Annotated in this window: 16 protein-coding genes; 6 read left to right on the top strand and 10 right to left on the bottom strand. The window is 71.6% G+C overall.

Features of this window, described 5'->3' with window-relative positions; translation table 11 throughout:
* The first annotated feature begins 8 nt into the window (after window positions 1-8).
* The 3 genes from ACZ67T_RS26710 to ACZ67T_RS26700 are packed head-to-tail and all read left to right on the top strand — an operon-like array spanning window position 9 to window position 3,034.
* Complete coding sequence (locus ACZ67T_RS26710; protein ID WP_469987510.1) at window positions 9-1,295, top strand: magnesium transporter MgtE N-terminal domain-containing protein; 1,287 nt, start codon at window positions 9-11, stop codon at window positions 1,293-1,295.
* Complete coding sequence (locus ACZ67T_RS26705; RefSeq protein ID WP_469987509.1) at window positions 1,282-1,857, top strand: DUF1003 domain-containing protein; 576 nt, start codon at window positions 1,282-1,284, stop codon at window positions 1,855-1,857. The genes ACZ67T_RS26710 and ACZ67T_RS26705 overlap by 14 nt, the downstream gene beginning before the upstream one ends.
* A 43-nt stretch (window positions 1,858-1,900) precedes the next feature.
* Window positions 1,901-3,034 (top strand): Mrp/NBP35 family ATP-binding protein, encoded by a 1,134-nt coding sequence (locus ACZ67T_RS26700; protein ID WP_326774235.1) that lies wholly within the window; start codon window positions 1,901-1,903, stop codon window positions 3,032-3,034.
* A gap of 66 nt (window positions 3,035-3,100) precedes the next feature.
* On the opposite strand, the gene ACZ67T_RS26695 is transcribed toward ACZ67T_RS26700, so the two are convergent.
* From ACZ67T_RS26695 to sigE, 6 genes are all read right to left on the bottom strand, one after another.
* Window positions 3,101-3,760 carry a hypothetical protein gene (locus ACZ67T_RS26695; protein ID WP_469987508.1) on the bottom strand — a complete coding sequence of 220 codons (660 nt, stop codon included), beginning with the start codon at window positions 3,758-3,760 and terminating at the stop codon, window positions 3,101-3,103.
* A 234-nt stretch (window positions 3,761-3,994) separates the two neighbouring features.
* A complete protein-coding gene (locus ACZ67T_RS26690; RefSeq protein ID WP_469987507.1) occupies window positions 3,995-4,438 on the bottom strand; it encodes a sec-independent translocase in 444 nt (147 codons plus the stop codon).
* A gap of 283 nt (window positions 4,439-4,721) precedes the next feature.
* The gene (locus tag ACZ67T_RS26685) at window positions 4,722-6,290 is read right to left on the bottom strand and encodes a S1C family serine protease (RefSeq protein ID WP_469987506.1); all 1,569 of its coding nucleotides are present in this window, start codon (window positions 6,288-6,290) and stop codon (window positions 4,722-4,724) included.
* Between the two features lie 17 nt (window positions 6,291-6,307).
* Entirely contained in the window at window positions 6,308-6,619 is a 312-nt protein-coding gene (locus ACZ67T_RS26680; RefSeq protein ID WP_469987505.1) for a hypothetical protein, read from the bottom strand.
* A gap of 377 nt (window positions 6,620-6,996) precedes the next feature.
* Window positions 6,997-7,980 carry a zf-HC2 domain-containing protein gene (locus ACZ67T_RS26675; protein WP_469987504.1) on the bottom strand — a complete coding sequence of 328 codons (984 nt, stop codon included), beginning with the start codon at window positions 7,978-7,980 and terminating at the stop codon, window positions 6,997-6,999.
* Entirely contained in the window at window positions 7,977-8,750 is a 774-nt protein-coding gene (sigE, locus tag ACZ67T_RS26670; protein WP_469987609.1) for an RNA polymerase sigma factor SigE, read from the bottom strand. Before sigE ends, ACZ67T_RS26675 begins: the two co-directional genes overlap by 4 nt.
* A 156-nt stretch (window positions 8,751-8,906) precedes the next feature.
* Here sigE and ACZ67T_RS26665 point away from each other — a divergent pair, with 156 nt between their 5' ends.
* Window positions 8,907-9,605, top strand: a complete 699-nt coding sequence (locus ACZ67T_RS26665; protein ID WP_100596628.1) for an O-methyltransferase — start codon at window positions 8,907-8,909, stop codon at window positions 9,603-9,605.
* Between the two features lie 116 nt (window positions 9,606-9,721).
* On the opposite strand, the gene ACZ67T_RS26660 is transcribed toward ACZ67T_RS26665, so the two are convergent.
* A complete protein-coding gene (locus tag ACZ67T_RS26660; RefSeq protein WP_003966491.1) occupies window positions 9,722-9,889 on the bottom strand; it encodes a DUF3117 domain-containing protein in 168 nt (55 codons plus the stop codon).
* Window positions 9,890-10,200: 311 nt separating this feature from the next.
* On the opposite strand from ACZ67T_RS26660, the gene chcB reads away from it, so the two are divergent.
* Complete coding sequence (gene chcB, locus ACZ67T_RS26655) at window positions 10,201-11,004, top strand: 2-cyclohexenylcarbonyl CoA isomerase (protein WP_469987503.1); 804 nt, start codon at window positions 10,201-10,203, stop codon at window positions 11,002-11,004.
* 38 nt (window positions 11,005-11,042) lie between these two features.
* Here chcB and ACZ67T_RS26650 read toward each other — a convergent pair whose 3' ends face one another.
* Together ACZ67T_RS26650 and ACZ67T_RS26645 are read right to left on the bottom strand one after the other, a co-directional pair.
* Entirely contained in the window at window positions 11,043-11,636 is a 594-nt protein-coding gene (locus ACZ67T_RS26650; RefSeq protein ID WP_469987502.1) for a DNA-3-methyladenine glycosylase I, read from the bottom strand.
* Entirely contained in the window at window positions 11,633-11,992 is a 360-nt protein-coding gene (locus ACZ67T_RS26645) for a DivIVA domain-containing protein (RefSeq protein WP_469987501.1), read from the bottom strand. Before ACZ67T_RS26645 ends, ACZ67T_RS26650 begins: the two co-directional genes overlap by 4 nt.
* Window positions 11,993-12,142: 150 nt before the next feature.
* On the opposite strand from ACZ67T_RS26645, the gene folP reads away from it, so the two are divergent.
* Window positions 12,143-13,003: a dihydropteroate synthase gene (gene folP, locus ACZ67T_RS26640; RefSeq protein ID WP_469987500.1), complete on the top strand. Its 861-nt coding sequence runs from the start codon at window positions 12,143-12,145 to the stop codon at window positions 13,001-13,003.
* Between the two features lie 18 nt (window positions 13,004-13,021).
* Here the strand turns inward: folP and ACZ67T_RS26635 are convergent, their stop codons facing one another.
* Window positions 13,022-13,771: an LOG family protein gene (locus ACZ67T_RS26635; protein WP_469987499.1), complete on the bottom strand. Its 750-nt coding sequence runs from the start codon at window positions 13,769-13,771 to the stop codon at window positions 13,022-13,024.
* Between the last annotated feature and the right edge of the window lie 3 nt (window positions 13,772-13,774).

The raw sequence follows: 13,774 nt of genomic DNA, 5'->3' as shown, positions 1-13,774 counted from the left end.
CGCGGCGCATGGCGGCAGGCGCCCCCCGGATCTTCGTCTCGCATCTCTCCGGCATCGCCGTCTTCGACCCCAACGGCGACATGGTGGGGCGCGTCCGCGACCTCGTCGCCATGCTGCGCGTGGGCCGCCGCCCGCCCCGGCTGCTCGGGCTCGTCGTGGAGCTGTCCACGCGGCGCCGCATCTTCCTGCCCATGACCCGCGTGACCGGCATCGAGTCCGGCCAGGTCATCACCACCGGCGTACTGAACGTGCGGCGCTTCGAGCAGCGGCCCACCGAGCGGCTCGTCCTCGGCGAGATGCTCGACCGGCGGGTGCGGCTCGTCGAGTCCGGTGAGGAGGTGACGGTCCTTGACGTCTCCGTCCAGCAGCTGCCGGCGCGCAGGGACTGGGAGATCGACCGGGTCTTCGTACGGAAGGGCAAGGGCGGCGGCGCGTTCCGGCGTGCCAAGGGCGAGACGCTCACCGTCGACTGGTCGGCCGTCGACGGGTTCTCGCTGGAGGAGCACGGGCAGGGCGCCGAGAACCTCCTCGCCACGTTCGAGCAGCTGCGCCCGGCCGACCTCGCCAACGTCCTGCACCACCTCTCCCCCAAGCGCCGCGCCGAGGTCGCGTCGGCCCTCACGAACGAGCGGCTCGCGGACGTCCTCGAGGAGCTGCCCGAGGACGACCAGATCGAGATCCTCGGCAAGCTCAAGGAGGAGCGCGCCGCCGACGTCCTGGAGGAGATGGACCCGGACGACGCCGCCGACCTGCTCGGTGAGCTGCCCGAGGACGACAAGGAGCGGCTGCTCGCGCTGATGCAGCCCTCGGACGCGGCCGACGTGCGGCGGCTGATGGCGTACGAGGACAAGACGGCGGGCGGTCTGATGACGACCGAGCCGATCGTGCTGCGGCCCGACGCGACCGTCGCCGACGCGCTGGCCCGGGTCCGCAACCCCGACCTCTCCCCCTCGCTGGCCGCGCAGGTGTACGTGTGCCGGCCGCCGGACGAGACGCCCACCGGCAAGTACCTCGGCACGGTGCACTTCCAGCGGCTGCTGCGCGATCCCCCGTACACGCTGGTCTCGTCGATGCTCGACGAGGACCTCCAGGCCCTCGCGCCGTCCGCCGCGCTCCCGGTCGTCGCCGGGTTCTTCGCGACCTACGACATGGTGGCGGCGCCCGTCGTCGACGAGAGCGGTTCGCTCCTCGGCGCGGTCACTGTGGACGACGTCCTCGACCACATGCTGCCGGAGGACTGGCGAGAGCAGGAGTTCCACCTGGCCGACGGGGAGGTGAGCCATGGCACCGGCTGAGCGCGAGCGGGACGGCCGTCCCGAGGCCGCGCGGGCGCCGCGCTTCCGGCTCGACCTGCCGCGCCCCCCGCGCCGCAAGCTGCTGCCCGACTACGACCCGGAGGCCTTCGGACGCCTCTCGGAGCGCATCGCGCGCTTCCTGGGGACGGGCCGGTTCATCGTCTGGATGACGGTGATCATCATCGCGTGGGTCGTGTGGAACGTCACGGCGCCGGGCAATCTGCGCTTCGACCAGTACCCGTTCATCTTCCTGACCCTGATGCTCTCGCTCCAGGCCTCGTACGCCGCTCCGCTCATCCTGCTCGCGCAGAACCGGCAGGACGACCGCGACAAGGTCAACCTCGAACAGGACCGCAAGCAGAACGAGCGGTCCATCGCCGACACCGAGTACCTCAGCCGCGAGGTCGCCGCCCTGCGCATGGGCCTCGGCGAGGTCGCCACCCGCGACTGGATCCGCTCCGAACTCCAGGACCTGCTCAAGGAGCTGGAGGACCAGCGCGTCGCCTTCCCGGCGGGCTCTTCTTCCGACGCGGCTCACCGACGTGACGTAGACGACCGCTGACAGGGCTTTCCGGACAAGGGTTACCGCGCCGTACTATCGGCGTATGGCTACGGAAGACGCGGTGCGCGAAGCACTGGCGACGGTGAACGACCCCGAGATCCAGCGACCCATCACCGAGCTGGGGATGGTCAAATCTGTGGAGATCGGCGCGGATGGCGCGGTCGCGGTCACCGTGTACCTCACCGTCTCCGGCTGTCCCATGCGCGAGACCATCACGAAGAACGTGACCGACGCGGTCGCGGCCGTCGAGGGCGTCACGCGCGTCGACGTCACGCTGGACGTGATGGGCGACGAGCAGCGCAAGGAGCTCGCCGCCGCGCTGCGCGGCGGCACGGCCGAGCGCGAGGTGCCCTTCGCCAAGCCCGGCTCGCTGACCCGTGTGTACGCGGTGGCGTCCGGCAAGGGCGGCGTCGGCAAGTCCTCGGTGACGGTGAACCTCGCGGCCGCGATGGCCGCCGACGGCCTGAAGGTCGGCGTCGTGGACGCCGACATCTACGGCCACAGCGTGCCGCGCATGCTGGGCGCCGAGGGGCGTCCCACCCAGGTCGAGAACATGATCATGCCGCCGTCTGCGAACGGCGTGAAGGTCATCTCGATCGGCATGTTCACGCCGGGCAACGCGCCGGTCGTGTGGCGCGGCCCGATGCTGCACCGCGCCCTCCAGCAGTTCCTCGCCGACGTCTTCTGGGGCGACCTGGACGTCCTGCTCCTCGACCTGCCGCCGGGCACGGGCGACATCGCGATCTCCGTCGCGCAGCTCGTCCCGAACGCGGAGATCCTCGTCGTCACGACGCCCCAGCAGGCGGCGGCCGAGGTCGCCGAGCGCGCCGGCTCCATCGCGGTCCAGACCCACCAGAAGATCGTCGGCGTCGTCGAGAACATGGCGGGGCTGCCCTGCCCGCACTGCGGCGAGATGGTCGACGTGTTCGGCACGGGCGGCGGCGAGCGCGTCGCCGAGGGCCTCACGCGCACGACCGGGGCGAACGTCCCGGTGCTCGGCTCCATCCCGATCGACGTCCGGCTGCGTGAGGGCGGCGACGAGGGCAAGCCGGTGGTCCTCACCGACCCCGACTCCCCCGCGGGCTCGGCCCTGCGTGCCATCGCCGGCAAGCTGGGCGGCCGCGCGCGCGGCCTGTCGGGCATGTCGCTGGGAATCACCCCGCGCAACAAGTTCTGACCCACTGGGCTCAAGCCGATGGGGCACGGTCATCGTGACCGTGCCCCATCGGCGTACTCGGAGCCCTTAGGCCTCGTAGGCGCCGATGTCCTTGATCATCGAGAATCCGAGGCCGTACGCGCTCATGCCGCGCCCGAACGCCCCCAGGTGCACGCCCTCCTGCGTCGAACCGGCGAGGACCCAGCCGAACTCCGACTCCCGGTAGTGGAACGTCATCGGGACGCCGTCCACCGGCAGGGACAGCGTCGTCCAGTCCGCGCTCCCGAGGTCGTCCGCGAGGGTCCACGCCGTCTCGGTCTGCTGGTCCAGCCAGTCGTCGCGCAGGGTGTGGTCCATCTGCCCCGGCCACGTGACGTTGAGCAGGCCGACACCCGCGAGCCAGGCCGCCGAGGAGACCGAGGTCGCCTCGAGCACACCCGTACCGTCGGCGCTGCGCCGCACGGGGCTGGCCGCCACGGTCACCACGACCGCGAACCGCTCCTTGTCCTCCGCGCCTTCGCTCCGCACGGTGGGCTCGTCGCCGTGCCCGATGGAACCGTGCTCGACGGCGCCCTCCGCCGAGGTGCCGACCTGCATCAGCCACCGCGGTCCCGTGAACGCCTCGTCGAGGCCGTACCACGGGAAGGGCGCCTGCAGGTAGCCGTCGACCGTGCGCCGGGCCGTCAGGACCTCGGGGGCCCCTTGCGCCGCGGGCGCCTGCGCGCCTACCCGACTCGTCGTCTCCATGTACCCGGCCGCCTCCTCGCTCAGTCGGACCGCGGCGGCCCACCCCCCTCGGGCGTCCTCGCCACCGATCCGCGCAACAACAAGGCAGGATGCCACACCCGGGCTGGGCACTCCGGGTTCCGACAGTTACGCGGGGCGGGTCGCCGGGGCGTCCGGGCGGGTCGGCCCGGCGCGTCCGGGCGGGTCGCCGGGGTGCCGGGCGGCGAGTCGCGACGCCGTCAGGTCACGCAGGCGTCAGGTCGCGTCGGCGTCGTACGGCGGGTGATCGTCCGCCGCCGGCTTCTTCTGCATGTCGATCTTGGCGGGAGCCGAACCGGACGACGCGGCGGCGGACCCGGAGCCGGACGAGGACTCGTCCGCGCTCTGCACGGCCTCCGTGACCTCGGCCATCTCCTTCTTCAGGTCGAAGCCGTTGCGGATCTCTTTCAGCCCGAGCTCGTCGTTGTCCAGCTGCTTGCGGATGAACGTCTTCGGGTTGAGGTCCTCGAACTCGAAGTCCTTGAACTCCGGGCCCAGTTCCTCGCGGATGTCCCGCTTGGCGCTGTCCGAGAACTCGCGGATCTTACGGATCGTGCGCGTCACGTCCTGAATGACCTTCGGCAGCTTGTCCGGGCCGAAGACGAGCACAGCAAGAACGACGAGCGTCAGCAGCTCGAGTGGGCCTATGTCGTTGAACACCTTGCGCTCCTAGCGTGTCCTCAGGCCCGCAGCAGGTCTCCGTGGCAGGTCTTCCGGGTTCCGGACCGGGTCCACGGTACCCGGCGTTGCTGTCCGTCCGGTAGCCACTGGGCTACGTCTGGACCCAGCCGTCGCACAAGCGCTTGCGGCCGGCGCTCCGGCGGGGCGCGGCACGGCCCCGACGAGGCCCGGGACCGGCCTCTGCCTGGCCCCGGCCCGACCCCGCCGGAAGGGTCCGGGCGGGGCCATGGCGGAGTGCCTGCCGAGCGCCTTCAGTCGTCCGTCAGCTGCCGTCCGCGGAGCCCAGGACAAGGGTCACCTCGCGCTCCTTGCCGTCCCGTTTCACGGTCAGGGCCAGACGGTCCCCGGGCCGGTGGGACCGGATCTTGACGATGAGCTCCTGGGCGGAGTGGACGGGCGCCCCGTCCACTGCGGTGACGACGTCGCTGCCCTTGATCCCCGCCTTGGCGCCGGGGCCGCCCGGATTCACCGGCGAGCCGCCGTTGTTGCCTTTCGTGGCGACACGGGCTCCGTCACCCGAGTAGTCCATGTCGAGCGTGACGCCGATCACAGGGTGGGTCGCGCGGCCGGTGTTGATCAGCTCCTCGGCGACGCGCTTGCCCTGGTTGATGGGGATGGCGAAGCCGAGGCCGATCGAGCCGGACTGGCCGCTCTCCAGGTCCGAGCCGCTGTCGGCGGAGCGGATGGCGCTGTTGATGCCGATGACGCGGCCCTGCGCATCGACCAGCGGGCCGCCCGAGTTGCCCGGGTTGATGGGTGCGTCGGTCTGCAGCGCGTCGACGTAGCTGATGTCGCTGCCGTCGCCCTTCTCGCCGCCGGCCGTGATGGGCCGCTCCTTGGCGCTGATGATCCCGGAGGTCACCGTGTTGGCCAGGTCGAAGGGGGCGCCTATGGCCACGACGGGGTCGCCGACCTGCACGTTCTCCGAGTTGCCGAGGGCGAGGGGCTTGAGCCCGCGCACGCCGGTGACCTTGACGACAGCGAGGTCGTAGCCGGAGTCGTGGCCGATCACCTCGGCCTTGGCGGTCTCGCCTCCGCTGAAGGCGACCGATATGTCACCGCTGCTGCCGGCCGGTTCGACGACGTGGTTGTTGGTGAGGATGTGGCCCTGGGCGTCTAGGACGAAACCGGTGCCGGTGCCCTGGGTGTCGGAACCGCTGACATGGATCGTGACGACGCCCGGCAGGGCGCGGGCCGCGATTCCGGCGATGCTGCCGGGGTCGCGCTTCGCCGACTCGGCGTCGGTCTGCGGCAGTTCCACGTCGGCGGACGAGCCGTTGCGCTCCAGATACGTGCCGACGAGGCCACCGATCCCGCCCGCGACGAGCGCGACCACGGCGGTCCAGGCGACCAGCAGCCGCCGCCCCCGCTTGGTCCCCTGCCGGCGCCCGCCCACGGGCACGGGCGTTTTCCAGGGGTCATACCGCTGCCAAGGCCCTCCGGGCGGGGGCGGGTTGATCCCGGGTCCGCCGGGGACCGTCCCCGGCCCCTCCGGGCCACCCGCTAGCGGCGGCGCCCCATGGTGCGCGTGCTGTTCGACAGGCACCGGTGCGTGATCCGCCGGGTGCGGGCCGGGCTGAGCGGCTGCGGCAGGGTGCGGGACGTACGGGGCGGCCTGGGGTATCGCTCCGCCGGCGTACGGCGGCGGAGCGCCGTGCTGCGGCGGCACGGGCGTGCCGTGGGCAGGGGACGGCATGGCCGTGCCCTGCGCGGGCGTGGCGGCGGCCGGGTGCTGCACCGGCGGCGCGGGCGCCCAGGGCCCGGGCTCACCGTACGGCGGCGTGCCGTAGGGATCCGGCGCATGCAGAGGACGCGGCCGCGCCTGCGGCACGGCACTCTGATCAACCGTTACGGGTTCACTGGGCACCCCAGCAGATCCCTCGGCCACAACTGCGTCAGCAACCGGAACGGGATCACTGGGATCTTCGGCAGCCGGGACATCGGCAACGGCACCACCGCCACCCGGAGCTTCGGCAGCCGGGACATCGACGACGGCAGCGCGATCACCCGGAACGTCAGCAACCGGGGCATCGACAACGGCACCACGGCCACCCGGAACGTCAGCAACCGGAACACCGACAACGGCACCACGATCACCGGAACCCTCACCAGCACCGGCACCAGTGCCCGCAACCGACGCCCCGTCACCCGGAGCTTCACCGCTCCCGACGAGCACGTCTGCGGTAGCGGCTCCCGACCGGGTCTCGGCCTCGGCCTCGGCCTCGGCCTCGGCCTCGGCATCCCCCGAGCCCGCCGCAGGCATCGCCGCCGGCCGGGCCAGCTCGAAGTCCCCGTCATCGCGCGGAGCGCCCCCGTTGGGCCGGGGGCGGCTCCACCACTTCGCCTTTGTGGGCTTCCCCTCGTCCATCTTCCGCCGCTCTCCCCACACCTGGCCCGCGGCAACGACCCGCGGGCAGCCACACGGCGATCGCCCCAGTCGGACCGCCTGTCGGCGCCGCGCTCCGGGATCGCCCGGCGGGCGCGGCCGCTCACCATGGATTCAACCAGGTTCGCGGACCGGCGCGCAGAGAGCAGGGTCAGCGGGCGGAGGCCGTGGGCGTGCCGGAGGGCGACGCCGCGGGGGCCGCCGCGAGGCTGGACCCGGGGCCGGTCTCCGGGCTGGACCCGGGGCTCTCGAATGCCGTGCCGACTCCGGACCGGGGCAATGCGGGGACGGGTGCGGCGGGACGTATCAGCGGAGACAGCGTCGTGGTCCCGCTGAGGAGCGGGGCCGCGAGCGGGTAGACGGCGCTCTGCGCGCCCCGCTGCGTGGCCATGCCGGACAGCAGGGGTGCGCCCGACTCCGTGGCGGCGACCGGTGCGTTCAGCGCGCCGCCCGCCCGCTGTCCGAGCATCGGCGACATGTTCCGGCGGCGCTGTGATTCGGCCGCCGTGGCGACGCCGGCGCTCTGGGTGCGCAGTGGCGTCGCGTTGCTGCCCGAACCGCCGCCCCGGACGTCACCACCCGTGTCGGCGGGAACGCCGGTGGAGACGCCGCCGAGCGCGATCGCGGCGAGCGACACGGCACCGGCAGCGGCGAACGCGAAGCGGCGCCCGCGCGAGGCCGCGCGGTCGGAGTCACCGCGGCCGACCTCATGGATGCGGAAGCCGCGCTCCGCGGCGGGGGCGCCGGCGAGCAGTGCGTCGTGGCGGCCGGTCGGGGCGTAGCCGAAGGGGTCGGGGTCTACTCCGAAGACTCCGTTCCCGAAGCCTCTGCCGCCGAGTCCTCCCCCGCCGAACGGGGTGCCGCCGCCGTATGAGTCGTCACCTCCCCCGGGGAGCCCCTGGAGGCGGGCCAGGAAACTCTCGGTGGGGGGCGGGGGTGCCGCCTCGGCGAAGACGCTCTTCAGTCGCCGTTGTGCGTCGGCCTCGGCCTTGCACTTCGGACAGGTGGCCAGATGGGCGAGTCCCCGCTCGCGGGCGTCATGGCCCAGCTCGCCGTCGACAAGGGCGGCGAGCCGGTCTCCGAGATGCTGCTCGGTGAGCTGACGCTCGGCGGGGTCCGGACGTGATCCACTCACGCGCTCGCGCCCCCTCCTCCAAGCGCGGGAACGCCCGTGGCCGCGAGCGAGCGGCGCTCGGCGCGTGCCTCGGGCGAGCGGTGCTGCAGGGCCTTGCGCAGCTGCGAGCGACCGCGGTGGATCCGGCTGCGGACCGTGCCGAGCTTGACGCCCAGGGTCGCGGCGATCTCCTCGTACGAGAGGCCCTCGATGTCGCACAGGACGACGGCCGCACGGAATTCGGGCGCGAGGGTGTCCAGCGCCTGCTGGACGTCCGCGTCGAAGTGCGTGTCGTGGAAGACCTGCTGCGGCGACGGCTCGCGGCTCGGCAGGCGCTCGGCCGCGTCGTCCCCGAGGGCGTCGAAGCGGATGCGCTGCTTGCGGCGCACCATGTCGAGGAAGAGGTTCGTGGTGATGCGGTGCAGCCAGCCCTCGAAGGTGCCGGGCGTGTACGTCGACAGCGAGCGGAAGACGCGGACGAAGACTTCCTGTGTGAGGTCCTCGGCGTCGTGCTGGTTGCCCGTCAGACGGTAGGCGAGTCGGTAGACCCGGCCGCTGTGCGTGCTGACGATCTCCTCCCAGGTCGGGGGAGTCCACGCCTGTGATTCCGCATCATCGGCAAAGGTCGCGGTCTGCGCGGGACGAGCGGCGTTGGAACGGTCAGCGTTGTTGGTCACGGATTTCGGCTCACCCGCCGACCTGAGAAAGCGCCGCAGCGCTCCTCCCCGATCCACAGGCGCAGCCGCACCTCCCCTGTCGGCTCTGGTGGTGTCCAGCGGAGCCCCTACCATAGCCACCTCGCCCGTTAGCTCCGGATAAGCGTTTTTACTGAGATTTGCCTGAGGACGCCGGGCGCTTCGCCTGCGTTGTTCGGTCCGTCGGTCCACCGGCCACCCCCGCGCTCTTTTCCACGCCGTTCTCTCCTGCCCTCTTAAACGCCCGGTCCCATCTGCGAGTTCCCGCCACCAACGGATACAGTCACGCGCAGGCAACCACGGGGACAGGAGAGGGCCATTACCGGCAACCGGCAGACGAGCTGGGCGTTCGCCGACGCCTTTGTCGCCGAGGACGACGCGCTGCGCTGGGCCCGGGACCGGGCCCGTGAGGCCGGCACCCGCCCGGTGTCCCCCGGCGCGGGCGCCGCGCTGCGGATGCTCGCTGCCACCGTGGGCGCCAAGGCGGTGGCCGAGATCGGCACGGGGACCGGGGTGTCCGGAATCCATCTGCTGCACGGCATGCGGCCCGACGGCGTCCTGACCACGGTGGATCCGGAGCCGGAGCGGCAGCAGTTCGCCCGGGAGGCGTTCCGCGCCGCCGGATTCGCGAGCAATCGTGCTCGTTTCATCCCCGGACGGGCCCTCGACGTGCTGCCGCGGCTCGCTGACAGCGGCTACGACCTCGTCTTCTGCGACGGCGACCGCACCGAGTGCCTCGACTACCTCGCTGAATCGTTGCGCCTGTTGCGTCCTGGCGGGCTCGTCTGTTTCGAGGGCGTCTTCGCCGACGGCCGGACGGTCGATTCCGGCCCCCAGCCGGTGGAGGTCCTGCGGATGCGGGAGCTGCTGCGGGCGGTGCGTGAGGCACAGGATCTGGTGCCTTCGCTGCTCCCGGTCGGCGACGGGCTGCTCTGCGCCGTCAAGCGCTGACGCCGCGCTCCCAGCCCCGTAAATGATCTTTCATGTGTGCTCTGACCTGCGGATACACGACTGCCCCGGCACCGCTTGCGGTACCGGGGCAGTCGACAGGTATGGTCGCTTCCGCGTTAGCCGACGACCTTCTTGAGGGCATCGCCGAGTGCATCGGCCTCGTCCGGAGTCAGCTCGACGACAAGCCGACCGCCGCCTTCGAGCGGAACGCGCATGACGATGCCCCGCCCCTCCTTGGTCACCTCGAGCGGGCCGTCGCCCGTCCGCGGCTTCATGGCCGCCATGCTCGTTCCCCTTCCTGAAACCAGCTCATCGCAGCCGACAACCCAGGTGTCACCGGCATCGAACACATTGCTTCTTGGCCATTATCCCGCATCGCGGGACCCGATGACCAACTCCGGTCTGCATCGCTTGCGCAACGCGCTTGAGCAAAACCACTCAATTCGGCGATGTGACTGCGATACTGCGCCTCCTTCGCGACTCCGCCGAGACGAATTTCTTTGACGCAGGTCACATGCGCGGGCTCCGCCGCAGACCGTGATCTCCGTCATGCTGAGCACTGACGACGACCGAGCCGCACCAGTTGGAGGGTTCCATGGCCGACAGCGTTCTCTACGAGGTGAGCGACGGGCTCGCGACCATCACGCTCAACCGCCCCGAGGCGATGAACGCGATGAACACCGAGTCCAAGGTCGCCTTCCGGGACGCGGCGCAGGCGGCCGCGGCGGACGGTGCGGTGCGGGCCGTACTGCTCACCGCCGCGGGCGACCGGGCGTTCTGTGTGGGCCAGGACCTGAAGGAGCACGTGGGCTCCCTGACGGCCGACCGCGAGGCGGGCACGGGCCGCACCATGAACACCGTGCGCGAGCACTACAACCCGATCCTGCGGGCCCTGACGCAGATGCCGAAGCCCGTCGTGGCCGCGGTCAACGGTGTGGCCGCGGGGGCCGGTTTCGGCTTCGCGCTCGCCGCCGACTACCGGATCGTCTCGGACACAGCTGCCTTCAACACGTCCTTCGCGGGCGTCGCCCTGACCGCGGACTCGGGGGTGTCCTGGACGCTGCCGCGCGTCGTGGGCCCCGGGCGCGCCGCCGACCTGCTGCTGTTCCCGCGCTCGGTGAAGGCGCAGGAGGCGTACGAGCTCGGGATCGCGAACCGGGTCGTGCCCGCGGCCGAACTGGCCGAGGAGGCACGGAAGTTGGCGCGTTCGCTGGCCGAGGGTCCGACGGTGGCGTACGCGGCGCTGAAGGAGTCCCTCGCCTTCGCGGCGGGTCACACCCTGGACGAGTCCCTCGACAAGGAGGACGAACTCCAGTCGAGGGCGGGCGCGTCGGAGGACCACGCCATCGCGGTCCAGGCGTTCATCGCCAAGGAGAAGCCCAAGTACCTGGGCCGGTAGGACGCGTGCGTGGCCCGTGGCGCGTGTGAGGTCCGTCCTCAGCGCTCGCGGGCCGTGCAGTCCACCAGGTGATCGTTGACCAGGCCGCAGGCCTGCATGAGCGCGTACGCCGTCGTCGGGCCGACGAAGCGCAGGCCGCGCTTCTTGAGCGCCTTGGACAGGGCCGTCGACTCGTCCGTGATCGCGGGTACGTCTCCGATGACGCGCGGCGCCGGGCGGGCGGCCGGGTCCGGGGCGTGCGACCAGATGAGGGTGTCGAGCTCGCCCTCGGGCCAGTCCGCGAGCACGCGCGCGTTGGCCAGCGTCGCGTCGATCTTGGCGCGGTTGCGGATGATGCCTTCGTCGGTGAGGAGCCGCTCGCGGTCGGTGTCCGTGAACGCGGCCACGTCGGAGATCTTGAACCCGGCGAACGCGGCGCGGAAACCCTCGCGGCGCCGCAGGATCGTGATCCAGGACAGGCCGGACTGGAACGCCTCCAGGGAAACCCGCTCGAACAGCGCGTCGTCGCCGTGGACGGGGCGGCCCCACTCCTCGTCGTGATACTTCACGTAGTCCTCGGTGGACAGGCCCCACGGGCAGCGCAGCGCCCCGTCCGGGCCCGGTACTGCGCCGCCGGCGCTTTCGTCGCTCACTGGTGGCCCTCTCCGGGGTGCAGGCCGAAACCGGGCCCCTGGGGTCGCATCTGGGCCCGCGCGCCCGACAGGGCGGTCTCGAGGTCGGAGATCCGCTGGTCCCGCTCGGCGAGCTCGGCGCCGAGCCGCCCGAGGGCGTCGTCCACCTCCGCCATGCGGTAGCCCCGCAGGGCGACGGGCAGGCGCAGGGCCTCCACGTCGGCGCGGCCGACGGGCCGGTCGTGGGGCAGCGGGTCGGTGAACTGCTCGGGCGGCGCCTCCGGGAGCGCCCCGCTCTCGCCGCCGCCGAGCACGGCGAGCGTCACCGCGCCGACGACCACGACGAGCGCGACGACGAGAAACAAGAACATGACCATCTTCGCTGTCCCCTGGCTCGAAGCCCGGATCCGGTCCCGATCCCGGTCCGGAAACTGTCAGGGTCCGATCGTGCCATGAGGGTGTGACAGTTAAGGTCGCAGGCGACCGGTCGACAGGTTTCACAGCAGCCACAAGGAGAGTCACAGGGGATGCTCAGGCTTGGCCCGCGCGAGTTCGGCGCACACGAGCCGGTGATCATGGCGATCGTGAACCGGACCCCCGACTCGTTCTACGACCAGGGTTCGACGTTCCACGACGAGCCCGCTCTCACCCGGGTCGAACAGGCCGTGGCGGAGGGCGCCGCGATCATCGACATCGGCGGGGTCAAGGCGGGCCCCGGCGACGAGGTGAGCGCGCAGGAGGAGGCCCGCCGCACGGTCGGCTTCGTGGCCGAGGTGCGCCGCCGCTTCCCGGACGTCGTCATCAGCGTCGACACCTGGCGGCACGACGTGGGCGAGGCGGTCTGCGAGGCCGGCGCCGACGTCCTGAACGACGCGTGGGGTGGCGTCGACCCCAAGCTGGCGGAGGTCGCGGCGCGTTACGGGAAGGGCCTGGTCTGCACGCACGCGGGCGGCGCCGAGCCGCGCACGCGCCCGCACCGTGTCGCGTACGACGACGTGATGGCGGACATCCTGGAGGTGACCGTGGGGCTCGCCGAGCGGGCCGTCGCGCTGGGGGTGCCGCGCGAGTCCGTGCTCATCGACCCGGGTCACGACTTCGGCAAGAACACCCGGCACAGCCTGGAGGCCACGCGCAGGCTGGGCGAGATGGTGGAGACGGGCTGGCCGGTCCTGGTGTCCCTGTCGAACAAGGACTTCGTCGGGGAGACGCTCGACCGGCCGGTCAAGGAGCGGGTGATCGGGACGCTGGCGACGACGGCGGTGTCGGCGTGGCTGGGCGCGCAGGTGTACCGGGTCCATGAGGTGGCCGAGACCAGGCAGGTGCTCGACATGGTCGCCGCCATCGCCGGCCACCGGCCCCCGGCGGTCGCCCGCCGAGGGCTCGCGTAGGCGCCTGTTCTCAGGGCCTTACTTGCCGACTTCCTTGGTCACGAGGGAGATCGCCTCTTCCACGTCGTCCGTGACGTGGAAGAGGAGCAGGTCGGCCTCGGAGGCCTTGCCCTGGGCGATGACGGTGTTCTTCAGCCAGTCGACCAGGCCGCTCCAGTACTGCGTGCCGAAAAGGACGATCGGGAAGCGCGTGACCTTCGTGGTCTGGACGAGGGTGAGCGCCTCGAACAGCTCGTCCAGGGTGCCGAGGCCGCCCGGCAGGACCACGAAACCCTGGGCGTACTTGACGAACATCGTCTTTCTGACGAAGAAGTAGCGGAAGTTCAGGCCGAGGTCGACGTACTGGTTGAGGCCCTGTTCGAAGGGCAGCTCGATGCCGAGGCCCACGGAGATGCCCTTGGCCTCGACGGCGCCCTGGTTCGCGGCCTGCATCGCGCCGGGCCCGCCGCCCGTGATGACCGCGAACCCGGCCTCGACGAGCGCCCTGCCGATGGCGACTCCGGCCGCGTACTCCGCCGAGTCCGGCTGCGTACGGGCCGAGCCGAACACGCTGATGGCGGGCGGGAGTTCGGCGAGCGTGCCGAAACCCTCGATGAACTCCGACTGGATGCGCAGGACCCGCCAGGGGTCGGTGTGCACCCACTCGGAGGGACCTTCGGAGTCGAGGAGGCGCTGGTCGGTCGTGCCCGCCTGGACCTGGTCGCGGCGACGGATCACCGGGCCGAGCCGCTGCTCCTTGGGGCGCTTCCTGCCCTCGGGGTTGCTCATTCG

Source organism: Streptomyces sp. NPDC107517 (assembly GCF_055582645.1).
The sequence above is the reverse complement of the archived record's forward strand: the minus strand, read 5'-3'. Positions and strand labels throughout refer to the sequence as shown.